The sequence below is a fragment of the Polymorphospora sp. A560 genome, assembly GCF_045781765.1.
GTDB lineage: Bacteria > Actinomycetota > Actinomycetes > Mycobacteriales > Micromonosporaceae > Polymorphospora > Polymorphospora lycopeni.
Genome location: NZ_CP122282.1, coordinates 3,405,163 through 3,427,337 on the forward strand (window position 1 = coordinate 3,405,163; position 22,175 = coordinate 3,427,337).

At 70.3% G+C, this 22,175-nt stretch carries 22 protein-coding genes; 13 read left to right on the top strand and 9 right to left on the bottom strand.

The genetic code is table 11. The features are described from left to right. Positions 1 to 47: 47 nt before the first annotated feature. Positions 48 to 1,025, top strand: coding sequence for an NAD(+)/NADH kinase (locus QCD66_RS15410; protein WP_375733515.1), 978 nt, complete (start codon positions 48 to 50; stop codon positions 1,023 to 1,025). Positions 1,026 to 1,242: 217 nt separating this feature from the next. Further along, on the top strand, positions 1,243 to 2,322 hold the full coding sequence (locus QCD66_RS15415) for a DUF418 domain-containing protein (RefSeq protein WP_375733516.1): 1,080 nt from the start codon (positions 1,243 to 1,245) through the stop codon (positions 2,320 to 2,322). Positions 2,323 to 2,379: 57 nt separating this feature from the next. On the opposite strand, the gene QCD66_RS15420 is transcribed toward QCD66_RS15415, so the two are convergent. After that, the gene (locus tag QCD66_RS15420) at positions 2,380 to 2,631 is read right to left on the bottom strand and encodes a hypothetical protein (protein ID WP_375733517.1); all 252 of its coding nucleotides are present in this window, start codon (positions 2,629 to 2,631) and stop codon (positions 2,380 to 2,382) included. Positions 2,632 to 2,690: 59 nt separating this feature from the next. On the opposite strand from QCD66_RS15420, the gene lepB reads away from it, so the two are divergent. After that, a complete protein-coding gene (lepB, locus tag QCD66_RS15425) occupies positions 2,691 to 2,990 on the top strand; it encodes a signal peptidase I (RefSeq protein ID WP_375733518.1) in 300 nt (99 codons plus the stop codon). A 186-nt stretch (positions 2,991 to 3,176) separates the two neighbouring features. Here lepB and QCD66_RS15430 read toward each other — a convergent pair whose 3' ends face one another. Continuing rightward, complete coding sequence (locus QCD66_RS15430; RefSeq protein ID WP_364222355.1) at positions 3,177 to 3,758, bottom strand: GNAT family protein; 582 nt, start codon at positions 3,756 to 3,758, stop codon at positions 3,177 to 3,179. A gap of 56 nt (positions 3,759 to 3,814) precedes the next feature. Here QCD66_RS15430 and QCD66_RS15435 point away from each other — a divergent pair, with 56 nt between their 5' ends. Continuing rightward, positions 3,815 to 3,943: a hypothetical protein gene (locus QCD66_RS15435; protein WP_407567168.1), complete on the top strand. Its 129-nt coding sequence runs from the start codon at positions 3,815 to 3,817 to the stop codon at positions 3,941 to 3,943. 68 nt (positions 3,944 to 4,011) lie between these two features. On the opposite strand, the gene QCD66_RS15440 is transcribed toward QCD66_RS15435, so the two are convergent. After that, a complete protein-coding gene (locus QCD66_RS15440; RefSeq protein ID WP_375733519.1) occupies positions 4,012 to 6,366 on the bottom strand; it encodes a PQQ-dependent sugar dehydrogenase in 2,355 nt (784 codons plus the stop codon). A gap of 274 nt (positions 6,367 to 6,640) precedes the next feature. Here QCD66_RS15440 and QCD66_RS15445 point away from each other — a divergent pair, with 274 nt between their 5' ends. The 3 genes from QCD66_RS15445 (at position 6,641) to QCD66_RS15455 (ending at position 11,756) form a co-directional block, all read left to right on the top strand. Continuing rightward, a complete protein-coding gene (locus tag QCD66_RS15445; RefSeq protein ID WP_364222364.1) occupies positions 6,641 to 8,713 on the top strand; it encodes a DNA topoisomerase IV subunit B in 2,073 nt (690 codons plus the stop codon). 52 nt (positions 8,714 to 8,765) lie between these two features. Then, positions 8,766 to 11,294 (top strand): DNA topoisomerase (ATP-hydrolyzing) subunit A, encoded by a 2,529-nt coding sequence (locus tag QCD66_RS15450; RefSeq protein ID WP_375733520.1) that lies wholly within the window; start codon positions 8,766 to 8,768, stop codon positions 11,292 to 11,294. Between the two features lie 120 nt (positions 11,295 to 11,414). Then, positions 11,415 to 11,756 carry a hypothetical protein gene (locus QCD66_RS15455; protein ID WP_375733521.1) on the top strand — a complete coding sequence of 114 codons (342 nt, stop codon included), beginning with the start codon at positions 11,415 to 11,417 and terminating at the stop codon, positions 11,754 to 11,756. A gap of 87 nt (positions 11,757 to 11,843) precedes the next feature. Here QCD66_RS15455 and QCD66_RS15460 read toward each other — a convergent pair whose 3' ends face one another. Continuing rightward, on the bottom strand, positions 11,844 to 12,029 hold the full coding sequence (locus QCD66_RS15460; RefSeq protein ID WP_375733522.1) for an Imm1 family immunity protein: 186 nt from the start codon (positions 12,027 to 12,029) through the stop codon (positions 11,844 to 11,846). Between the two features lie 507 nt (positions 12,030 to 12,536). Continuing rightward, a complete protein-coding gene (locus tag QCD66_RS15465) occupies positions 12,537 to 12,740 on the bottom strand; it encodes a hypothetical protein (protein ID WP_375733523.1) in 204 nt (67 codons plus the stop codon). A gap of 156 nt (positions 12,741 to 12,896) precedes the next feature. Between QCD66_RS15465 and QCD66_RS15470 the strand changes: the two genes are divergently transcribed. The 3 genes from QCD66_RS15470 to QCD66_RS15480 all read left to right on the top strand — a co-directional run bounded on the left by QCD66_RS15470 (position 12,897) and on the right by QCD66_RS15480 (position 16,138). Continuing rightward, complete coding sequence (locus QCD66_RS15470; protein WP_375733524.1) at positions 12,897 to 13,256, top strand: hypothetical protein; 360 nt, start codon at positions 12,897 to 12,899, stop codon at positions 13,254 to 13,256. Positions 13,257 to 13,898: 642 nt separating this feature from the next. Beyond that, positions 13,899 to 14,825, top strand: a complete 927-nt coding sequence (gene rsgA, locus QCD66_RS15475; protein ID WP_375733525.1) for a ribosome small subunit-dependent GTPase A — start codon at positions 13,899 to 13,901, stop codon at positions 14,823 to 14,825. Next, a complete protein-coding gene (locus QCD66_RS15480) occupies positions 14,822 to 16,138 on the top strand; it encodes a GNAT family N-acetyltransferase (RefSeq protein WP_375733526.1) in 1,317 nt (438 codons plus the stop codon). The genes rsgA and QCD66_RS15480 overlap by 4 nt, the downstream gene beginning before the upstream one ends. A 53-nt stretch (positions 16,139 to 16,191) precedes the next feature. On the opposite strand, the gene QCD66_RS15485 is transcribed toward QCD66_RS15480, so the two are convergent. After that, positions 16,192 to 17,199, bottom strand: a complete 1,008-nt coding sequence (locus QCD66_RS15485; RefSeq protein ID WP_407567169.1) for a hypothetical protein — start codon at positions 17,197 to 17,199, stop codon at positions 16,192 to 16,194. Positions 17,200 to 17,531: 332 nt separating this feature from the next. Further along, the gene (locus QCD66_RS15490; RefSeq protein WP_375733528.1) at positions 17,532 to 18,101 is read right to left on the bottom strand and encodes a hypothetical protein; all 570 of its coding nucleotides are present in this window, start codon (positions 18,099 to 18,101) and stop codon (positions 17,532 to 17,534) included. Between the two features lie 264 nt (positions 18,102 to 18,365). Here QCD66_RS15490 and QCD66_RS15495 point away from each other — a divergent pair, with 264 nt between their 5' ends. Together QCD66_RS15495 and QCD66_RS15500 are read left to right on the top strand one after the other, a co-directional pair. Further along, a complete protein-coding gene (locus tag QCD66_RS15495; protein WP_375733529.1) occupies positions 18,366 to 19,034 on the top strand; it encodes a hypothetical protein in 669 nt (222 codons plus the stop codon). 17 nt (positions 19,035 to 19,051) lie between these two features. Then, positions 19,052 to 20,269 (top strand): amidase, encoded by a 1,218-nt coding sequence (locus QCD66_RS15500; RefSeq protein WP_375733530.1) that lies wholly within the window; start codon positions 19,052 to 19,054, stop codon positions 20,267 to 20,269. Here QCD66_RS15500 and QCD66_RS15505 read toward each other — a convergent pair. Next, the gene (locus QCD66_RS15505) at positions 20,224 to 20,610 is read right to left on the bottom strand and encodes a hypothetical protein (protein ID WP_375733531.1); all 387 of its coding nucleotides are present in this window, start codon (positions 20,608 to 20,610) and stop codon (positions 20,224 to 20,226) included. The genes QCD66_RS15500 and QCD66_RS15505 overlap by 46 nt on opposite strands. Positions 20,611 to 20,854: 244 nt before the next feature. Continuing rightward, positions 20,855 to 21,316, bottom strand: coding sequence for a DUF2000 domain-containing protein (locus QCD66_RS15510; RefSeq protein WP_364222409.1), 462 nt, complete (start codon positions 21,314 to 21,316; stop codon positions 20,855 to 20,857). Positions 21,317 to 21,365: 49 nt separating this feature from the next. On the opposite strand from QCD66_RS15510, the gene QCD66_RS15515 reads away from it, so the two are divergent. Then, positions 21,366 to 22,172, top strand: coding sequence for an AraC family transcriptional regulator (locus QCD66_RS15515; RefSeq protein WP_364222412.1), 807 nt, complete (start codon positions 21,366 to 21,368; stop codon positions 22,170 to 22,172). Positions 22,173 to 22,175: the final 3 nt, after the last annotated feature.

Consider the following 22,175-nt stretch of genomic DNA (forward strand, 5'->3'; position numbering starts at 1 on the left):
GGACGTGCGATCGTGGCCGGAGCGGCGGGAGAAGGGGGGCGCGGAGCGTGGACGACCAGCCGGCGGACGGCCGGGTGATCGGGCTGGTGGTGCATCCGACCAGGCCGGTCGCCGAGTCGGTACGGACCCTGCTCGACGCCGCCGGGCGGCTCGGCGCCACCGTCGTCGCCCGGGATGCCGACGTCGGCCGGGTCGCCGACGACCGGGTCACCCTCCTCGACCAGGGCACCTTCCTCGAGCGGGTCGGCATCGTGGTCAGCCTCGGCGGCGACGGCACCATGCTCGGCGCCATGCGGCTGCTCGTCGGGCGGGACGTTCCCGTACTCGGGGTCAACCACGGCCACCTCGGCTTCCTCGTCGAGATCGCCCCGCCCGACCTGGCCGCCGCGGTGGACCGCCTCGTCGCCGGCGACTTCACCCTCGAACCGCACGCCAACCTCGACATCACCGTCACCGGCGGACCGGACGGCGTGACCCGCCACGTCGCGTTCAACGACGTCGTCCTGACCCCCGCCGCACCGCCCGGCGGCACCGTCGTCGACCTGCTCGTCAACGACGCCCGGTACGGCTACTACCGCTGCGACGCGGTGGTCGCCTGCACCCCGACCGGATCGACGGCGTACAACTACGCCGCCGGCGGGCCGGTGCTGTCGCCGTCGGCGGCGACGGTCGCGGTCACCCCGGTCGCGCCGATGTCCGGCATCAACCGGGCGGTGGTCTTCGGCGGCACCGACACCATCGGCCTGCACAATCCGGCGCGGACCGCGCTGCGGATCACCGTCGACGGCACCGACGCCGGCCGGCTGCCGCCGGACGGCACCCTGTCGGTCACCGTACGGGCCGGCGGCGTCAACGTCGTCCGGCTCGATCCGACCGCGCACGCCCAGCGCAGCCGGGTCAAGCTGAGCCTGCTCGACCTGCCGCTGCGCCCCGACCAGCTCCTCGACCTGGTCCCGCCCCGGCTGCGTGACCAGGCCCGCCACGCCGGCGGACTGGCGTCCGGCCGGATTCCCGACGACCGGTAGGGTCGCCCCGCCCACTGGCGGCCGGTCGGGTAGATCGACTTTGGTCAGGTCCGGTATCGACCAAAGTGGTCTGGCTACCGGCCGGTGAGCGCGGTTGGCTGATCGACATGTCAGCACCGCTTCCTCCGGACCTTCGAGATGCCTCGTGACGACAGATCTGTCCCACCCGACCGCCCTTGCGTCGCGCGCCCTGGGGCCCGACCTCGCACGTGGCTTCATGCTGTTGTTCATCGCCCTGGCCAACTCGCACTACTTCCTGCGTGGCCCGTCGGTGCTCGGCGGCTACCCGCGTGACGGATCGGGCGTCGACTCGGCCGTCACCTGGTTGCTCTCGACCTTCGTCGACGGTCGGGCGTTTCCGATGTTCGGGCTGTTGTTCGGGTACGGCGTCGCCCAGATCGCGCGCAGACAGCGGACGCTCGGGCCGTGGGCCGTACGCCGGCTGCTGTGGCGGCGCAGCCTGGTGCTGATCGTCGTGGGCTTCCTGCACGCGCTGCTGCTCTACGCCGGCGACATCCTGGCGGCGTACGGCGTGCTCCTGCTCGTGGGCGCCTGGTTGGTGCGCTGGAAGGACGGCTGGCTGCTACTGACGGCCCTGCTGTTCTTCGCGCTCGGTGCGCTGCCGGGCGACGGATCGTCGACCATCGACAGCAGCCATCCGGACGTTGCGATGCTGCCACCGGACGTGCCCACCATGCTCGTCGAGCGGGCCCAGGTATCCCTCTACATCGCCTTCCTGGGCCCCGTCGGCTTCCTGTGCCCGTTCGCGATCGGGCTCTGGGCGGGGCGGCGGCGCATCCTGGAGCGGCCGGAGCGGCACCGGATGTTGCTGTGGGGTACGGCGTCGGTCGGGATCGGCGCCGCGGTGCTCGGCGCCCAACCGATCTCGCTGATGCTCGCCGGAGTGCTGGCACCCCCGGACCAGCCGACGCTCGAACTGATCGGCCCCCTGCATGACGCCACCGGGGTCCTGGGCGGTCTCGGCTACGCCGCGCTGCTGTCGCTGATCGCCGTCCGGTTCCAGGCTCGCGGCCCTGGGCGGATGGTCGACGTGATCGCCGCGGCCGGTGAGCGATCGATGACCTGTTACCTGGCCCAGTCGGTGGTCTGGGCGGTCGTCTTCACCCCGTTCCTACTTGATCTCTCCGCCACCCTGACCGTCGCCGGCACGGCGTTTCTCGCCACCACGACGTGGCTGTCCACCGTGCTGCTGGCGGACTGGATGCGGCGGACCGGACGGCGGGGGCCGTTCGAGGTACTGGTCCGACGGGTCACGTACCGGCGCAGCGGGTGGTAGTCCGCGTACCGCCCGGTAGCGCGGCGGCGATGGTCCCGGCGCCGCCGGTCAAAGCGGTCACCGGCCAGTCGGCGACGCCGGGGGAACCGGAGTTGGCGCCACCGCCGTCATGCGGAGCAGCCGCGTCGCGAAGACCGCGTACCAGCCGAACCCGACCGCCTGGCTGATTCGCTGGCGGACGCCGTGGCCGGTGCCTGTCAGGGTGTCCATGTCGAAGCCGCGTGCGGCGATGGCGATGGTGACCGGTGTGAGGATCCCGGCGGCGACGCTGCCCAGCACTGCCAGCGCAAGCTCGCTCGGAGTCTCCACAGCCGGGGACTGCTTGCCCGGTCCGGTATGACCTGCTGCCCTGACGTACGCACGGCGACGTGGTGCTGTTCCGACAGCCCGGCGAGGTGACGGCGCTGCAGCGGGTGGTGGGGCTGCCCGGGGATCTGCTCTCCTGTGCCGGTGGGCGGCTGCACCGCAACGGTGCCCCGGCGCAGGAGCCGTACCTGCGAGCCAGGGCCGAACTGGCCACCGAACGCGAGCCCGTGACGGTACCCGAGGACACGGTCTACGTGATGGGTGACGATCGCGCGATATCGCGGGACTCGCGGGCGTACGGACCCGTCCCCGACGGCGATGTCACCGGCCGTGTCGTCACCCGGCTCTGGCCACTCGGATGATCGGCCGGAGCGCTCGTGGCGCGTAGCGGTGCGCTCGGCACGGCCGCCGTCGTGCTGCCCACCGCGGCCCTGTCGGCAGCCTTCGGCCTGCTCCGAAAGGGCCCGCCTCCTGTGACGTGCCCGTTCAGGACGCAGGTGAAGCGAGGCTCCCGGATGTCGGGCGACGTCGCGCGAGGCAGCGGGGAGTCAGCTGGCGGGCACCGGCTCGGGCGACGGCCGCCACTCTCGCCTGATCAGCCCGTAGACCCACGAGTCGGAAACCTCGCCGTTTACGACGCAGTCTTCGCGCAGGGTCCCTTCGCGCACGAACCCGAGCTTCTCCAGTACGCGGGCAGATGCCAGGTTGCGGGTATCGGTCTCGGCCTGGACGCGATTCAGGTCCAGCGTGTCGAACGCCCACCGCAGCAGAGCCCGCGCGGCCTCCGTCGCGTAGCCGTGGCCCCACGCTGCCTCGTCGAAGCAGTAGCCCAGCGCTGCGCTGCGGTAGTCCGGGTTCCACCGGTTCAGGCTGCACCAGCCGATGAACGTCCGGTCGGAGTCACGATCCACGGCCAGCCGCGCACCGGTGCCCTGCTCTGCCATCTGCCGGCAGGCCGTGATGAACCGCTCGGCGCGTGCGCGTTCGCTCCACGGTGGCGCGTCCCAGTAGCGCAGCACGTAGGCGTTGCTGTGCAGCGCGAAGAGATCGTCCGCATCCGCGTCGTCGAAGGGACGCAGGCTGAGGCGGGTGGTGTGCAGCGTGGGGGTGGGCAGCGACATGGCGGTCATGCTCCGTCCTGTGATTGATGGCCGGTCAACCAGACATCCGGTGCCGGCCCCTCGCAATGGGTTTTCCCGGCGGGCGGGCCCTGCTCGAGTACGTGGGGCCCGACCGCGAGGTCGCCAGGTGGTCCCTGCTCGTCGGCTGGCCCGACGAGCTGCCGGAGCTGCGTGCAGCATCCCCGGCGGTGTAGGGCCGCAGACGCCAGCCGGGGTACGGCGGGTCGGGACTACCCGCCGTACCCCGGCTCTCACCTGCCGGTCAGCTTCCGGCGGTGACGAGGCGGTACTGGGCCCGTACCTCGGACGGGGTGACCACGCGGTCGAGGAACATCAGGGCGTCCATCCGGCAGTCGCACGGGTTCTGTTCCCGGGTGTCCTGCGGGTAGGAGCCGCCGATCTTGATGCCGCGCGGGTCGGTCGGCGAGGTGTAGTGCGGTCCCTCACCGCCGACCTGCCACGGGTCGCCGGTCGCGGTGTAGAAGCCGTCGACCTTCTCGCCGTTGCGGTACAGCGCCATCGTTCCCTTGTCGAAGTCGAACGTGGCGGTCAGGTGCACCCATTCGTTCTGCGGCAGCAGGGTGCGCCAGTCCTCGCTGGCGGCGAACGTCTGCGAGGCGCCGCCGTCGAGCCGGCGGCCGAGCGCCACCAGGCGCAGTTCACCGTTGACGTTGATCAGCTCCAGCAGGGCGCGGACGCCGTGGCCGTCGGAGTCGCCGGTGAGGATGCCGGCCAGGCCGATGGCGTTGTAGCGGTCGTCGGGGTTGGCGGTGTTGGAGTTCAGCGCCGGGCTGTGCGGACCGGTCAGTTTGAACCAGCCCATCACCGTGGTGCCCTTGGTCCGGTTGAAGGCGTTCAGCGTCGGTACGCCGTTCTGGTTGAAGATCCCGGCCTTCCAGTCGTCGTTGCCGGCGACGGTCGGGTTGACCTGCTTGGTCTGGATCGACGTGTTGCTGCCCGGGTAGGCGCCGTCCTTGACCCGCATCTCCGGCCCGCCGTTGACGAGGCGGATGTTGGTCCCGGAGTAGCCCTTGTCGAGTTCCAGGGCGCGGTCCGGCGGGAAGATCGTCTCGAAGTCGTAGTAGGCGGCCAGGCTCCGCTCGATGCTGGGGTGCACGTCGGGGTTGGCCTTGACCCGGCGGGTGTCGGTGACCTTCCAGATCTTGCCGTTGGCCTTCGACAGCAGGTAGAGCTCGCCGTCGGCGTCGGTGCCGAAGCGCAGGTCGACGCGGCCGTCGCCGGCCAGGTCCTGGGTGTTCACCCGGTTTCCGGCCTGGTCGAAGAGGTGCAGCTGGTGGAGCTTGGCGAGCTTGTCCTTGTTGCGGCGCATCTGGTTCGCCTCGGTGTAGAACACCCGGCCCTCGACCAGGTCGCCGAAGACGTACCTGCCGCGCAGGGCCGGCAGGTCGCCGCGGTAGACGAAGCCGCCGCTGATGGCATGGCCGCTGTCGCTGGTGCACGGCCAGCCGGCCGGCGGGTCGTGGTCGTAGGCGGCGACCGGGTAGACGTAGCCGCGGTCGTTGTTCGGCAGCGGGTAGAGGTTGCAGCGGTCGTTCTTGTCGAAGACGAAGGCGCCCTCGCGTACGCTCCAGCCGAGGTTGTCGCCGGCGCGGACCTCGTACACGGCCTCGATGGCGTGCTCGCCGATGTGGCCGAGGAACATCCGGTTGTTGGTGCCCGGGTCCCAGCTGAACCGGTGCGGGTCGCGCATCCCGTACGCGTAGATCTCGTCGAGGGCACCGGCCTTCTTGACGAACGGGTTCTTCTTCGGGATGCCCCAGCGGCCGGTGGTGCTGTTGGTGCCGAGCGGGTCGATGCGCAGGATCTTGCCCTGCGGGGTGCCGAGGTTCTGCGGCTCGTCGGTGTTCACCCCGATGCCGCCGTCGCCGACGGCGAGGTAGAGCAGGCCGTAGTCGTCGTCGCGGGGCTTCGCGGTCGGGTTGAAGTCGATCTGCTGGATGGCGTGGATGTAGGTGGCGAACCCGATCCGCATGACCTCGCGCCGGGTGCCGCTGAATGTGTCGGCGGCCGGGTCGGTCGCCGTCCACTCGGTGACCACGCTGTGCACGACGGTGTTCGGCTGGGTGGTGAAGTCGGGGGTCTTCGAGGTCAGTGCGGCGCCGGCCTCGGTGTGCGTGGTGTAAAACTTGCCGTTCTGGGCGAATTTCGGGTGGAACGTCACGAAACCGAACCCGCTGCCCAGGCCGCGGCCGGACCAGAAGTCGGGGGCGAACGTGGCGCCGACGTCGAGGTAGTCGTGGTTGACGCCGTTCTCGACCAGGTAGAGCTTGCCGTTGAGGTCGGGTACGTAGAGCCGGCCGGACCCGTCCGGGACCTCGCCGAGGTAGTTGATCCGGGCGTGTCGCACCAGGCGCTGGTCGGTCGGCGTCGGAACCGGCTCCGACTTCGGGAAGCTCGCGAACTCCTCGACGACCAGGCCGAGGGTGGCCGGGGTCGGGTCCTCGGGAATCGGGTCGGTGATCGGGGCGTTGTTCGAGTTCGGCGCGCTGTTCGGGGTGGCGCCGGCGGGGGTCGCGGGCAGCGTGGCCACCAGCACCGCGGCGGCGGCGAGGGCGATGCTCCGGTGCCGTTTCTGCAGCCATCTGGGCTTCGACAAGGTAAGCCAACCAATCCGTCGTAGTAGCCAGAGAGCGCTTGCGAAAGCGCTTTCGTAAGCGCTTTCACACCATAGAGGCTGCTGACTGCGTGCGGCAAGCGTCACATGTAACTAGATCGAAATCCGCGGGTAATCCAGGTCCGGCCACCGGCCGGTCGCCGACCGATGTCCGACCGGCCGGTTAGGCTCACGGGCGGCGTCCCACCGGACGCCACCGGAACGAACAGGCCCGAAAGCGGGTGAGCCCACCTGCCAGAGCTGGGAGTACGACGAGTTGACCGCACAGCCCGAGGCCCTCTACGGGGCTGACGACCTCACCCACCTCGAGGGTCTGGACGCCGTCCGCAAGCGGCCCGGCATGTACATCGGGTCCACCGACAGTCGCGGTGTCGGGCACCTCGTCAACGAGATCCTCGACAACTCCACCGACGAGGGCGTCGCCGGGCACGCCACCCGTGTCGAGGTGACCCTGCACGCCGACGGGTCGGTGCAGGTCGACGACGACGGCCGTGGCATCCCCACCGACCGGCACGCCAAGTCCGGCCTGTCCGGCGTCGAGCTGGTGCTCACCCGGCTGCACGCCGGCGGCAAGTTCGGCGGCTCCGGCTACAAGACCTCCGGCGGCCTGCACGGCGTCGGCGCCTCGGCGGTCAACGCCCTGGCCCGGCGCTTCGACGTCACCGTACGCCGCGGTGGGCAGGTGCACGAGATGTCGTTCCGGCACGGCGTACCCGGGGTCTTCGACGGCCCCGACCCCGACGCCCCGCACACGCCCGAGTCCGGGCTGCGGATCGCCCGCAAGATGAAGCGCGGCGAGGCGACCGGCACCTCCATCCGCTACTGGCACGACGCCCGCTACTTCGAGTCCGGCGCCGCCCTCGACGTCGCCGCCGTACGCGCCAAGCTGCGCAACACCGCGTTCCTCGTGCCCGGCGTCACCTACGTCCTGCGTGACCTGACCGGTGACGCGTCGCAGGGCGACGGTCCGACCGAGGAGGTCTTCCACTTCCCCAGCGGGCTGACCGACATGGTGGAGTTCCTCGCCCCGACCGGCGAGAAGGCCGTCTCCGGCACCCTGGTCATCACCGGTGAGGGCACCTACAAGGAGAACGCCGCCGACGAGAGCGGCGTCATGCAGGCCGGCGTCGAACGGCGGGCCGAGGTCGAGGTCGCGCTGCGCTGGGGGACCGGCTACGAGCGCACCGTCGAGAGCTTCACCAACACCATCCGCAACGCCCACGGCGGCACCCACCGCAAGGGCTTCGAACGCGCCGCCCTGCGCGCCCTCGCCGACGCCGTGAAGAACACCCGCGGGCTGCTGAAGGCCAAGGAGGACCCGCCGGTCCTCGACGACGTCCTCGAGGGAATGACGGCCGTCATCCACGTCCGCATCCCCGAGCCGCAGTTCACCTCGCAGACCAAGGACGAACTGTCCACCGCCGGGATCACCCGGGTCATCCAGACCGTCGTCGAGCGGCAGCTGCGGTCCTGGCTGGACGACCGGCGCAGCCGGGCCGAGGTCCGCACCGTACTGCAGAAGATCGTCGACGCGTCCCGGGTCCGGCTCACCCAGAAGCAGCAGAAGGACGCCGCCCGGCGCAAGACCGCCCTGGAGGGCGCGTCGATGCCGCCGAAGCTGGTCGACTGCCGCTCGACCGGGATCGGCCGCAGCGAACTGTTCATCGTCGAGGGTGACAGCGCGCTCGGCACCGCCCGGCTGGCCCGCTCGTCGGAATACCAGGCGCTGCTCCCGATCCGGGGCAAGATCCTCAACGTGCAGAAGGCCAACCTGCAACAGGTCCTCGACAACGCCGAGTGCTCGGCGATCGTCCAGGTCCTCGGCGCCGGCTCGGGCCGCACCTTCGACCTGGACGCGCTGCGCTACGGCCGGGTGCTGATCATGGCCGACGCCGACGTCGACGGCTCGCACATCCGTACCCTGCTGATCACCCTGTTCGCCAAGTACATGCGGCCGGTGATCGAGGCCGGACGGCTTTACGCGGCGATGCCGCCCCTGCACAAGATCACCACCAAGGGCCGCAACACCCAGACGATCTACACGTACACCCAGGCCGAGATGACCGGCACCGTCGCCCGGCTGGAGAAGGCCGGCAAGCAGGTCGTCACGCCGATCCCGCGGTTCAAGGGTCTGGGCGAGATGAACGCCGACGAACTGTGGGAGACCACGATGAACCCGGCCAGCCGCGCCGTACGGCGGATCACGCTGGACGACGTCGAGGCCGCCGAACGGGTTCTCGAACTGCTGATGGGGGAGAAGGTCGAACCCCGCAAGAACTGGCTCATCGAGTCGGCCGACCGGGTCGACCAGGAGACGATCGACGCCTGACCGGCGTCACCCTGTCCGAACCCCCCGGTACGTCCGAACAGAAGGCTGAACCATGGCACGCCGCAAGGGCAACCAACCCAAGGTAGACCTGTCCGCGTTCGACCAGGCCGGTGCGCGGATCATCGACAATCCGCTCACCACCGAGGTCGAGGACTCCTACCTGGAGTACGCCTATTCGGTCATCCACTCGCGTGCGCTGCCCGACGCCCGCGACGGCCTCAAGCCGGTGCACCGGCGCATCCTGTTCTCGATGAGCGAGCAGGGCTACCGCCCCGACCGCCCGCACGTGAAGTCGGCCCGCGTCGTCGGTGACACCATGGGTAAGTACCACCCGCACGGCGACACCGCGATCTACGACGCCATGGTCCGGCTCGCCCAGGACTTCTCGCTCAACACCCCGTTGATCGACGGCCACGGCAACTTCGGCTCACCCGACGACGGACCCGCCGCCTCCCGCTACACCGAGGCCCGGATGTCGCGCGAGGCGATGCTGCTCGTCGGCGAACTCGGCGAGGACACCATCGACTTCAAGGCCAACTACGACGGCTCGCTGGAAGAGCCGACCGTGTTGCCGGCCGCGTTCCCCAACCTGCTGGTCAACGGCACCTCCGGGATCGCGGTCGGGATGGCGACCAACATGATCCCGCACAACCTCGGCGAGGTCGTCGCCGCCGCCCGCTGGCTGATCAGACACCCCGACGCCAGCCTCGACAAGCTCATGGAGTTCGTACCCGGCCCCGACCTGCCCACCGGCGGCATGCTGCTCGGCCTCGACGAGGTCCGCCGCGCCTACGAGACCGGACGCGGTGTCGTCCGCATGCGGGCCAAGGTCGAGATCGGCCCGGTCGAGGGCAGCCGCGGCCGGCAGGCGATCACCGTCGTCGAGCTGCCGTACGGCGTCGGCGCCGAGAAGGTCATCGAGGCGGTCACCGACGAGGTACGCGGCAAGCCGATCACCTCCGGCCCCCGCCGCGGCCAGCGGCAGGCGGCCCGTCTGCAGGGCGTCGCCGACGTCAAGGACCTCACCGACCGGGAGAACGGCACCCGGCTCGTCATCGAGTGCAAGGTCGGCGTCAACCCGCAGGCCCTGCTCGCCGACCTCTACCGGCTCACCCCGCTGGAGCAGTCGTTCGGCGTCAACAACCTCGTCCTCGTCGACGGCCAGCCCCGCACCCTCGGCCTCAAGCCGCTGCTCGACGTGTTCCTCGCCCACCGCTACGACGTGGTGACCCGGCGCAGCAGCTTCCGCCGCCGCAAGCGGCAGGAACGCCTCCACCTGGTCGACGGCCTGCTCATCGCCCTCATCGACATCGACCGGGTGGTGGCGCTGATCCGCGGCAGCGACAACGTCCAGGCCGCCAAAGAGGCACTGATCAGCGAGTTCTCGCTCACCGAGATCCAGGCCACCTACATCCTCGACACCCCGCTGCGCCGGCTGACCCGCTTCGACCGCATCGAACTCGAAACCGAGCAGGAGCGGCTGCGCGGCGAGATCGCCGAACTGTCGAAGATCCTCGACGACGAGTCGGTGCTGAAGAAGGTCGTCTCCGACGAGTTGGCCGCCGTCGCCAAGGAGTTCTCCACGCCCCGGCGCACCACGCTGATCGACGGCGACCTCAAGGAGGTCCTCGCCGCGTCCGCGCCGGCCGGCCCGCTCGAGGTCGCCGACGACCCCTGCCAGGTCATCCTGTCCACGTCCGGGCTCGTCGCCCGGACCGCCGCCGAGTCCGAGGAGGCGACCGAGGGCCGCCGCCGCAACGGCCGCGTCCGGCACGACACCGTACGCTCCCTCGTCCACTCCACCGCCCGTGGCCAGGTGCTCCTCGTCACCAACACCGGCCGCGCCTTCAAGACCGACGTACTCCCGCTGCCGGTCCTGCCCGAACAGGCCGGCACCGTCTCGCTCAGCGGCGGCATGTCCGCCAGCGAACTCCTGCCGCTCGAACCGGGGGAGCGGGTCGTCGCTCTCGCCCCGCTCGGCGAGCAGGGCGCCGGCTCCCCGGGCCTCGCCATCGGCACCCGGGCCGGCGTGGTCAAGGTGACCGCCCCCGAATGGCCCGTACGCTCCGACGAGTTCGAGGTCATCACCCTGCGCGAAGGCGACGAGATCGTCGGCGCGACCTGGCTCACCGACGGCACCGAGACGCTCGCGTTCGTCTCCTCCGACGCCTCGCTGCTGCGGTTCGGCGCCAACCTCGTCCGCCCGCAGGGCATCAAGGGCGGCGGCATGGCCGGCATCAACCTCGCCAACGACGCCCGGGTCGTCTTCTTCGGCGCCATACGCACCGACGACGCCGAGCACGGCGAGCCGATGGTGGTCACCTCGACCGGTGTCGGTGTGAAGGTCACCCCGTTCGAGGCGTACCCGGCCAAGGGACGCGCCACCGGCGGGGTCCGCGCCCAGCGGTTCCTCAAGGGCGAGCAGGAGCTGACCGTCGCCTGGATCGGCCCCCGGCCGGCCGGCGCGACCGAGACCGGCGAGCCGGTCGAGCTGCCGCCGGTCGACCAGCGTCGAGACGGCTCCGGCACCCCGGTGATGCTCGGCCCCGGCGTCGTCGGCCACCTCATCGAACGCGACTGACCCTTGGAGTCGACCGCCGCCGGTAGGTTCGTGCCGGCGGTGGTCGGGGCTGGGCGGGATCAGCCCGCACCGGGTCGCGGGCGGACGGTAACCTGACTCGCGACGAACACGGAGGCGCGGATGCAGACGAGCGACCCGGATCCGCACATCCACGTCGAGCGCAAGGTGCCGAAGGTCGACGCCGACACCCGCAACCTCGTCGTGTCGATGCTGGGCCGAGCGACGGACGCACCGACCGTCGTCACCACGGGCTGCGGAGTCCAGGTGCCCTACGCGATGACCTCCACCCGTCCGGAAAGCATCACCTGCCTCGCCTGTCGCGAACACGCCCACCGGGAATGCCTGCGCTTCGCCGACCAGATCGAGCGCCTGGGCTTCATGCCCGGGACGCCCCTCACCGGCGACCAGGTGGCCGAGGGCACGCAACGGATGCGGGAACTTGCGAAAAGGTTCTCCGGCTGAGCGGGGCAGATGCTCCAGCTCTCTCGGACACCAATTTGTTGCATCTGCGCCACGCTCTGGACCATGCCGCACGGGTTACACATCAAGCTAGTCGGCGACGATGTCCCAGGCGAGGTTCGAGGGCCGGCCGCCGCCGCTGGTCAGGAATTCGTGGGCGGCGGCTTGCGCGCTTGCCGGGGTGACCCGGCTGCGTTCGGGCCAGGCGTCGGTCGGGGTGCCGGCGTAGTCGAAGGTGAAGGTGGGGCCGTCGTTGCCCCGGAGGCGACTCGTCACCCGCTACCGCCTCCGCCTCCGTCTCCGCCTCCGTCCCCGCCACCGTCACCGCCGAAGTCTCCACCGCCGCCCTCGCCGCGGCGGCTCGATCCGTTGGAGCTAGTGAAGAACCAGGAGATCGGGGTGCCAGTCGACCAGGCCAGTATCAGTATGAAGACTACGACGATTCCTCCGAGGATCAACGCCGTGGTCAAGGCAGCCATCATGAGTGCCTCTAAGTTCAGCATGTTCCGCCTCCTCCTCTGTTGTCCCCCTGGCGGTCTCCATCCAGTGTGGCGTGTCGCGTCGGGTGGGCGGAAGGGTCGCACGGGCAACTCGTCGACGAGCACCAGGACATCGACGCCTGGTGCTCGTCGACGCCGGCATGGAGGTGACTGGCGAGCCCTGGTTCCTCATGAACGCGTTCCTGCACCTCGCACGCGCGACGGACCTCGTGAACGCCCCGAACGGGGCGCCCCAGGTCGTCGCGCTTCCTGGACGGTGCCCGGCCCCGCTAGCGGTGCGGGATCATGGGGTGGCCTCGTGTGCCACGGGCCGGCCGAGCGCGAGCCGGGCGGCAGTCACCGCGCTGTGGAACGAGACCTCGCTGAGCAGGCCCGGTGCGGCGACCTGGTCGCCGGCGAGGTAGACGCCGTCGCCGCGATCGACGGCCGGCCGGTCCCGCCAGGTCTGTCCGGGCAGGTCCAGCGCCCCCGTACGGCCATTCGCCACCGCGTCCCGCCGCCAGGTGACCCGGTCGCGCCAGCCGGGCAGAGCCTGGTCGACCGGACCCCGGCGGCCTGCCGGCAGCTCGCGTCGCGGGCGCGCCGGCGGGTCCGCGAAGAGGCGCCACCGCGCAAACCCGTCTCGACGGAGGAGTATCGGCGGGTGCTCGCAGCCTTCACCGCGGCCAGCGCCGACGGCGACCTGGCCGAACTGGTTCACCTGCTCGACCCGCGGATCGTGCTGCGCTCCGACGGCGGCGGTGCGGTGCCCGCCGCCCGCAAACCGGTGTACGGCCACGAGCGGGTGGTCACCCTGCTGTCCTGGCTGGCCCGCCGGTACGCCGGGGTACGGCTGGAGCCGGTGCTGCTCGCCGGCGGGCACGGATTCGTGCTCGAACTGGACGGCGCCGTGTGCGGCGTGATCGGCGTCGAGGTCGCCGACGGTCGGATCGCCGAGCTGAACCTGGTGGTCAACCCCGCGAAGCTGGGGCCGTGGCCGCCTTCCTCCGCCGCCGGCTCTTGATCGTCTGCGGCTCAGGCCGTCGACACGCCGTACCGAATGAGCCGCAACCACAGACGATCATGACCGCTCTTACCTGACGGGAGGACGCCGACACGATTACCAGCCGCGCTCACCAGCACGCCGCCGGTGCCCGCAAGGACGACCATCTGCAGAAGAAACACCCGGCCACGTGCACGATCACTACACGCAAGAGACTCGCGGGTTGAACGAAGAGCCTAGACCGTCGGACCACTCGGCCGATTCACGTGTTATGGTCGGCGGCACAGCGACACCAGGTCGGTTGTGGGACCAGAAATTTGGGGGTGAGTTGATGACTGCCGCGAAGGCCACTGCCGTGTGCAGTGCCCGCCAGATCATCCTCACGTCCCGGGTCCCGGTCTGACCTGACGCTGCTGCCCCGTTGAGCCTCGGCGGCTCGCGGAGGCACCACCTCATGTGTCTTGGGACCCCTGTTCAAGGGTCTCTACGTTGTCTCAATCTTTCTCATCTCATGCTCAGCCATATTCCCTGACGGACTACGGCTGGGGCGAAGCGTGGGAGCACGCCTTCGCACCTCATCGCGCTGCCGGGCGGATCGCGGCCCGAATCGTACGGGCCGAACGCGGCTCCTGCGACGTTGTCACCGATGCGGGAATCGTCCGTGTGGCGATTCCCGGCGCGGTCGGTCAGGGCGACCCGCTGTCGGCACCATGCACGGGTGACTGGGCGGCGCTGCGTCGTCCTGCCGCCACGGAACGCGGCCCTGCACTGCATGCGGTACTGGAGCGGCGCACCGCCCTGGTGCGCTCGAGCAGTTCGCGTACCTCGCAAGGCCAGGTACTGGCCGCGAACGTCGACACGGTCGTCGTGGCTGTGTCACTCGCGGCCCCGCTCAAGCACGCCCGGACCGAACGCCTGCTCGCGTTGGCCTGGGAGAGCGGCGCCCAGCCGGTCGTGGTGCTCACCAAGGCCGACGCGAGCGCCGACCCGGCTGCGGCGCGGGCCCAGGTGTCCGCGGTGGCCCCAGGGGCGGACGTACTGGTCACCAGCGCCGTGACCGGGCAGGGCCTGGACACCTTGGCCACCGTCCTGACCGGCACCATCGTGCTGCTCGGCCCCTCCGGAGCGGGCAAGTCCACCCTGGGCAACCATTTGTTGGGCGAGGAACGGCTGGCCACCGGCGCCGTACGCGATGCGGACGGCAAGGGCAGGCACACCACCGCATGGCGGGAACTGCTCCCGTTGCCCGGTGGTGGCGTCCTGCTGGATACCCCAGGCCTGCGTGCGATTGGTCTGCACGACGTGCAGGAGGGGCTGGAGCAGACGTTCTCCGAGATCGAGCACCTCGCACAGGGCTGCCGGTTCACGGACTGCGCTCACCTGAGCGAACCGGGCTGCGCGGTCCTGGCCGCTGTCGAGGCCGGCGAAGTTCCCCGGCGTCGCCTGGACAGCTACCACCGACTGCTGCGCGAGAACACCTATGCCGCCTCCCGCACCGATGCGCGGGTGCGCGCCGACCGGGACGCCATCAAGAAGGGCATCACAAGAAACTTGCGTGCCACCTACCAGTTCCGGGAGCGTCAGCAGTGAACGACACAGGCACGCCCGACCACGTTCCCGGTACCGACCCGGTCACGGAGGCGTTCTTCACCCTGCACCGTGACCTGCCCCGGCAGGGCCCCGGCTCGGACGCCACCACGCGCCGCCTACTGGAGATGGCCGGTCCGCTGCCCGAGCGCCCCCGGGTGCTGGACGCGGGCTGCGGACCCGGCCGCTCCACGCTGCTGCTGGCCGAGGAAGCCGGAGCCCATGTGACCGCCGTCGACCTGCACCAGCCGTTCCTGGACGGCCTCGCGGCCGAGGCAGCACGCCGCGGCCTGGGCGGCCAGGTCACGGTCGTCAACTGCTCGATGGACCAGCTTCCCTTTCCCGATCACAGCTTCGACGTGATCTGGGCCGAGGGATCGGTCTACACCATCGGTTTCGACACCGCCCTGCGTGCCTGGCATCGCCTGCTCGCCCCTGGCGGGGTCCTCGTTGCCACCGAGATCGAGTGGACCGTGCCCAGCCCCGCCGCATCGGCCCGCGCCTACTGGGACGCGGCCTACCCCCTGCGCACCCACGCCACGAACACCGACGCCGCACAGGCCGCCGGCTACCGCCTCAGCGCCCACTGGCCACTGCCGGAAACCGACTGGTGGGACGAGTACTACAGCCCGCTCACCCAGCGGATCTCCCGAGTGGACCCCCGGCAGCCCGGCATGCCGGAGGCACTGGCCGCGCTCCAGGCGGAGATCGCCATGCGGCGCGAGCACGGCGGCGACTACCAGTACGCCGCCTACGTCCTCCAACCCCACGACGACACCCTCGTCAACAGTGAGAACGGGACCACCATGCCCACCTGGACCACCCGCCCCGAGACCACCGAAGACATTCCCGCCATCCGCGCCATCAACCTCGCCGCCTTTCCCACCGCCATGGAAGCCGACATCATCGAGGCCCTGCGCGCCGACCCGCAGGCCTGGATCGACGGCCTGTCCATGATCACCGCCGCCCCGGACGGCACTCCGGTCGGGTACGCGCTGCTCACCCGGTGTCACGGCGACGGCGCACCCGCCCTCACCCTGGGCCCGTGCGCGGTACTGCCCTCCGTCCAGCGCACCGGCGCCGGCTCCGCCGCCATCCGCGCCGCCCTGGACACCGCCCGGGACATGGGAGAGAACCTGGTCCTCGTCCTGGGCCACGCCAGCTACTACCCGCGGTTCGGCTTCACCCCCGCCTCCCGCTTCGGTATACGGACTCCCTTCGAGGTACCCGACGAAGCCATGATGGCCATAGCACTCGACACCACCCGGCCGATCCCCGCCGGCACCATCCAGTACCCCGCCGCGTTCGGAGTCTGACAAATCCCGTGGGTGCCCGGGACTCACCTCCCGGGCACCACACCCACCGGGCGTTACCGGAAAGCGACGGTCCGGGCCTGGTCGCGATCGACTTCACCGGCTTCCAGGGCCGGCCGCCCCACGAGGCCGCGGCAACAGCGATCCGGGTTGCCACACTGCCCGACGGCGGCCTGACCGGCTCGTTCCTCAACGACGACGGCGTCGTCCCTGGTAACCCCGACAACGCCCGACGAACCGACGGTCAACGACGACCGCGGTGCCCGCGTCGGCACGGGGGCAGCTCTTGCACGCTGCCCTCCCTCGCCGTTGATGGTGTCGGGAGTGACTCGCCACAGCCGTACGGTGTGGTCGCTGCTGGCGGTGGCGAGGGTTTTGCCGTCGGGGCTGAACGCGACGCCGTTGACCGTGTCGGTGTGACCGGTGAGGGTGACGATGGTCTGGCCGGTGGCAGGGTTCCACAGCCGTACGGTGTGGTCGCTGCTGGCGGTGGCGAGGGTTTTGCCGTCGGGGCTGAATGCCACGCCGTTGACCGTGTCGGTGTGACCGGTGAGGGTGACGATGGTCTGGCCGGTGGCAACGTTCCACAGCCGTACGGTCTTGCCGTCGCTGGCACCGGCGAGGGTCTTGCCGTCGGGGCTGAACGCCACACCGGTGACGATTCTGTCGTGGCCGGTGAGGTTGGCGAGGGTCTTGCCGGTGTTCACGTCCCACAGTCGAGCGACGTCGTCGAAGCCGGCGGTGGCGAGGGTCTTGCCGTCGGGGCTGAACGCCACGCTGGCGACCATGTTGCTGTGGCCGGTCAAGCTACGGGCGTTCGACATGCGCGGGCCGGTGGGGGCGGTGCTGTTCGGTGGACTGTCGCCCGAGGGGGTGGCGGTGGGCTGGGGCCGGCGGCCGGACGGGCCGGGGTCGGTGGGTAGGAAGCTCGGCAGGCTGGTGGCGGTGACGACTGCCAGTACCAGGGCGATGGTGCCGCCGATGGCGACTTTGTCGCGCCGGGTTCGAGGCGGCCAGCGCGGCCAGCGGACGAGGGCGGCGGCAACGCCGGGGTCGGGCTTCACCTTGCCCGGGGTGTTGCCGGTCGTCGTCGGCTGACCGGTTTGGTGGGGGGTTTCATCGGTGGTCGGGGGTGGTGCGGCCGGTGGTGGGGCGGGTTCGGCGGGGACCGGAGGTGCTGTCGCGGGTGGGGTGGGTTCGTTGGCCGTAGCCGATATCCGCCCATTGCCACCCGATCAGCCTAGAAGGGGGCAACAAGCGGTACGCACCCCCGAGCGCGGCCGGACCTGCGGTCCGATGGCGGCGAGGTGCCGGCCCCGTACACCGATCATGCCTGCCCGGCGATGCCGAACGCGGCCTCGACCAGGGTGGAAAGGACCTGGGCCGCGGACACGCCTTAACTGTCGAACCAGACGACCAGCCGCACGTTGTCGTCGCCATGTCGCTCGGCGAGACCGCGCATCGTGTCCAGCAGCGCGCGCAGCGGCGGGTCGCCACGCAGGACGTCGCCCTGGCGGAGGCGCTCCACCCGCCACATCCTGTCGGCCGCGCGCCACTGGGTTCCCTCGGGATAGCTGCTGCCCCGGGGATCGGCGTCCTCGCCGGCCACCGCGCGCCAGGCGCGCCCATGGTGACCCGCCTTGCCGACGAGGATCGGTCCTTCGCTCGTCAGCTCGTACTCGTGGATCCGGTCGTCCACGCGAGGGGCCTGCGCCGTCCAGTCGATGCGGGCCAGTTGTGTCCACGCCACCCAGGTGTGATCGTGTTCGTCGTCGGAGAACCGGAGAGCGAGCAGTTCCGTGCTGGCGTCCGCAGGCAGGCCACGGCCGGGCGAGACGGGTTCGAACCCGGCGTAGTTCCGCACACCGAACAGCAGACCGAAGGCATCGTAGTTGCGCGGCAGGTCCTCCACACCGGCGTCGGTCAGCAGCCACGGCGATCCCGGACCGTTCGGCCGGATCTCCACCCCGCCGGAGATATCGGTACCCACGTCACCTCGCCCTTCGTCCGTGACGGCCGGGACGTACCGGCGGAGACGGATCCCGCAGTTCGGCCGTGCGGACACCATACGGAGTCGTGCCCGTAGGTCCGCCTCCCGAGGGCGTCGAGGATGCTGCTGCCCGTTTGGCCGGCCGATGATGCTGGAAATCGTTCGTCGTGCCGTGCGGAGGTAGCGACAATGCTCGCCTGAGGGACAGATGGTCGATAGTGCGAACGAGGTGCTGCCGGAATGGGCCGACGGTTGGCCGGAGGCAAGTGGCCGGTGATGGTCAGCGAGGTCCGGCTGGGATACCACCGGTACCGAGTCGTTCGCGCCGCCAGGGTTCCCCGGTTCGCCGGTCTCTACGAGGGCCGCCTCGGAGCGCAGTTCTGTCTCGACAAGGAATCAGCGGCGATGTTCGCCATGGCGTGGGGGCTGGCGGCCCGGTCGCCGTACACGATCGTCTACCTTCCGCTGCGCCGTGCGGAGCCACCCGACCGCCACGTATGGGGACGGCCACTGGACCTGGTGTTGCTGCACCACCGTCTCGCGTTCGCGCCGTCACGGTGGAAGCAGGTCCGGGCTCGACTCGGCACCGGTAGGCCGCACAGCGTTACCCTGCCTGGCGACGCCTGGCCGTCGCGTCCGGCCGCCGCCGACCGCGGACGGTTCTGGCATCAGGACTTTCTTGATCATCTTCGGTGGGACATCGCGGCCGACACGCTGTTCCTCACCGGCAGCCGGAAGGCGTTCGAACTCGAGGCAGACCAGGTCCGCGCCCTGGCCGAGGAGTGCCCGGCTCATCGCGTCCGTACGCCGGGGACGCACTGCTGTGCCGAGATCGGCATGGGTAGAACGCGGCATTACCCTGACCGCCGCCGACCGTACGCCGAGCTGCATGCCGAATACCGGGGGTAGCGCTGGTGGGAAAATGCATGGTGGTCCGTCGTCGCGCATCGTATGTTCGCCGGGTGTCGATCTGGATCACCCGCTTCGATCCACCCGCCGCCAACCCCAGCGGGCTCGTCCGCGTCGCCGTCAAGGACGCCATCGACATGGCCGGCGTGATCACGACCGCCGGGTGCGTGGCGGTACGTGACCGGGCGACCCTCGCCGCGTCCGATGCGCGCTGCCTCGCCGGCGTGCGCTCGGCCGGCGCGTACATCGTCGGCAAGACCACGCTGACCGAACTGTGTGTCAGCCCGGCGGGCGACAACGCGACGTTCGGCACCCCAGTCAACCCGGTGGCGCCCGACCGCATCCCGGGTGGTTCATCGAGCGGCAGCGCGGTGGCGGTCGCCAACGGTGAAGCGGACATCGGGTTGGGCACCGACACCGGCGGCTCGGTCCGTATCCCGGCCGCGTGTTGCGCGATCGTGGGATTGAAGACGACCTGGGGACGGGTGCCGACGGAAGGTGTCTGGCCGTTGGCACCCAGTCTGGACACTGTTGGTCCGATGGCCCGCGACGTGGCCGGCGTGGTCACCGGAATGCGTCTGTTGGAGCCGGACTGGACGGTCGCGTCGCGTCCCGCTCGCCGGGTCGGACGGCTGCGGATAGACGGCGTCGACCCCGCGGTCGAAGAGGTCGTCGACGCGGCACTACACGCGGTTGGACTCACCGTCCGCGAGGTGCGGCTGCCCGGATGGGAGCAGACCTACGACGCCCTCGACACGATCATCCTCGGCGAGTTGTGGCGGGCGCACCATTCGTTGCTCGACGCCGACGGAGTCGGTGAGTTCGTCAGCGGCGGCCTGTGCGCAGGCCGCGACATCACCGAGCAGCAGCTGGCCGAGGCCATGGTCACCCGCGCGGCGTGGCAGGCGGAAGTGGCCGCGGCGCTGGACGAGGTCGACGTTCTGGCGCTGCCGACGCTGGTCGCGTCCCCACCGCTGTTGACCGCCTTCGCGGGTTTCCCGCTCACCAGGCTGACCGCGCCGTTCAATCTCGCGGGCGTCCCCGCGATCTCCATGCCGATACCGTCACCTGACTTTCCCGTGCCCGCCAGCCTGCAACTTGTCGGCCCGATGTACGGCGAAGGCCTGCTCTGCGCAACCGGGCTCGCGATCGAATCGGCGCTGAACAACAGCGAGACCCGCATCCGGCGTCAGTCCCGGTATGGCCACTCGGAGGCACCCACCACCATCCCGTAGAGGACATGGTCGGCCGCGAGGGCCAGCTTCTGGCGGACGCCGCCCTCGCCGTCGGCGATCCCCAGCATTCTCCGGACGACCAACTCGAAGCCCAGCCAGAAGGCGCTCCCAAAGGCGGGGCCGGTCCATGGTTGACGGCGTAGCTGTCGCGGGAGCATCCCGAACAGTACGCCGCCGAACGCCCCGTAGCTCCAGTGGATCCCCTCGACCAGGGCGGTTCGCTGGGCTACCGGGATCGCGTTCATCAGCCGCGGGGCCGTCTCGCACAGGACGGATTCTGGCGGTACCTGGGCTACCAGGCCGAGCGAGGTAGTAACCTGCCGAAGGCCGGACATGGCCATGGCCGCCATGGTTCCGCGGACCATTCCCGTCACCGCGGCACCGGTTCCGTGTCGCATCGGTACCCAACCCCTTTCTGGCCCCGGCGTACCTCGAGGTGTCGGTGTGTACCCGCCGTCCGGGGCGGCTAACGCGTGTGGTGCGGACCAAACTCCGTGACCCACCCAGGGGAAGGCACCGACGAGGGCCGCGCCGTCTTCGGGCGTCGGCCTCGCCTGACCGTGCCGCCTCGATGGCCGGCGCCTGTCACTGGTGCATCCGGGTGCCCTTCGTGATGCGGTCGACCGCGTTACGTGGTCCGCGGAGCGCGACCCCGACCAGGTCGAGTTCGCCGGCGGGTACGGAGGCAACGGCGGCGCGGTTGGCCGCGTCGTGGCCGGTGGAGAACAGTTGGTGGGTGTATACGGCGATCGGGATGCCCCGCTCGAGCGCCTTCTCCCGTGCCGCGGACAGCTTTGCCGCGTCCGCGGTGAAGACGAGCACCGGCTGACGAAGCATCGGCAGGTACTCGTTGCCGTCGCTGTCGCGGTACGGCTCCCCGGTCAGGTCCGGAGCGCTTGTCGCGATGCCGCTCATGAGGAACGCGGTGACGTTCAACTCTTGCCAGGGCAGCAGGTCATCGCGCAGCAGCACCGCAACCTTCGTATCGAAGCGGACAGGTGCGGTTGAATCGGTGGCCGCGCCGGGCGCGGAAAGGGTGTCCTGCATCCGTCTACTGTCCGACGGCCCCGTCAGCCTGGTCTTGTACGTTCCTAGCATGGTCGACGCGGTGCGCGCGTGGCATCCTGAGGTGCCCTTGGTGCAGGAAGTGCTGCACGCGACGTTCGAGCACCATGCCTACCCGGCCCACACGCACGACTCCTGGACCGTACTGCTCATCGACGCCGGTGCGGTGGCGTACGACCTGGACGGCGCCAGACACGAGGCGGCGCCGACGAGCGTGACGCTGCTGCCACCGCACGTTCCTCATGACGGCCGGTCGGCTGTTCGTGGAGAGTCCTTCCGCAAGCGCGTGCTCTACCTCGACCCCGCATGGTTGCCGCCACGTACCGCGACCGCTGCCGCCGCGACCCCCACGCTGCACGACGCACGTGCCGTCGTTGCGGCCCGGCACGTGCACGCCGCGCTGCGGTCGCCCGCCGACACCATGGCGGCCGAGCACGGCATCCACGAGTTGCGCGAGCTTGCGCGAGCGCATCTCGTACGGCTGCCCTCGGCAGCGCACGATGTCCCTCTGGCACGCCGATTGCGTGAACTGCTCGATGGTCGACTCACCGAGTCGCTGACCATCGCCGAGGCCGCGCAGACGCTCGGCGCGCACCCGAATCATCTGATGCGAGCTTTCTCGCGGGCCTACGGCGTTCCACCGCATCGCTACGTGACGGGCCGCCGGGTCGACATGGCACGAAGACTTCTGCTGAAAGGGCGGACCCCCGCTGCCGCGGCCGTCGAGGCGGGGTTTCACGACCAGTCACATCTCACGCGGCACTTCCGTAGGTTCCTCGGGACGACTCCCGCCGCTTTCGTCGGCCGCCGGCGCGGTGACGCGCCGTCGATCGCCTGACGA

Bases quoted from the DNA above. Each gene is read 5' to 3' on its own strand.
- QCD66_RS15415 (WP_375733516.1), top strand. From the start codon at position 1,243: ATGCTGTTGTTCATCGCCCTGGCCAACTCGCACTACTTCCTGCGTGGC.
- QCD66_RS15430 (WP_364222355.1), bottom strand. From the start codon at position 3,758: ATGACCGCCATGTCGCTGCCCACCCCCACGCTGCACACCACCCGCCTC.
- QCD66_RS15435 (WP_407567168.1), top strand. From the start codon at position 3,815: ATGGGTTTTCCCGGCGGGCGGGCCCTGCTCGAGTACGTGGGGCCCGAC.
- QCD66_RS15450 (WP_375733520.1), top strand. From the start codon at position 8,766: ATGGCACGCCGCAAGGGCAACCAACCCAAGGTAGACCTGTCCGCGTTC.
- QCD66_RS15455 (WP_375733521.1), top strand. From the start codon at position 11,415: ATGCAGACGAGCGACCCGGATCCGCACATCCACGTCGAGCGCAAGGTG.
- QCD66_RS15495 (WP_375733529.1), top strand. From the start codon at position 18,366: ATGGGCCGACGGTTGGCCGGAGGCAAGTGGCCGGTGATGGTCAGCGAG.
- QCD66_RS15500 (WP_375733530.1), top strand. From the start codon at position 19,052: ATGGTGGTCCGTCGTCGCGCATCGTATGTTCGCCGGGTGTCGATCTGG.
- QCD66_RS15505 (WP_375733531.1), bottom strand. From the start codon at position 20,610: ATGGCCATGTCCGGCCTTCGGCAGGTTACTACCTCGCTCGGCCTGGTA.
- QCD66_RS15510 (WP_364222409.1), bottom strand. From the start codon at position 21,316: ATGCAGGACACCCTTTCCGCGCCCGGCGCGGCCACCGATTCAACCGCA.
- QCD66_RS15515 (WP_364222412.1), top strand. From the start codon at position 21,366: ATGGTCGACGCGGTGCGCGCGTGGCATCCTGAGGTGCCCTTGGTGCAG.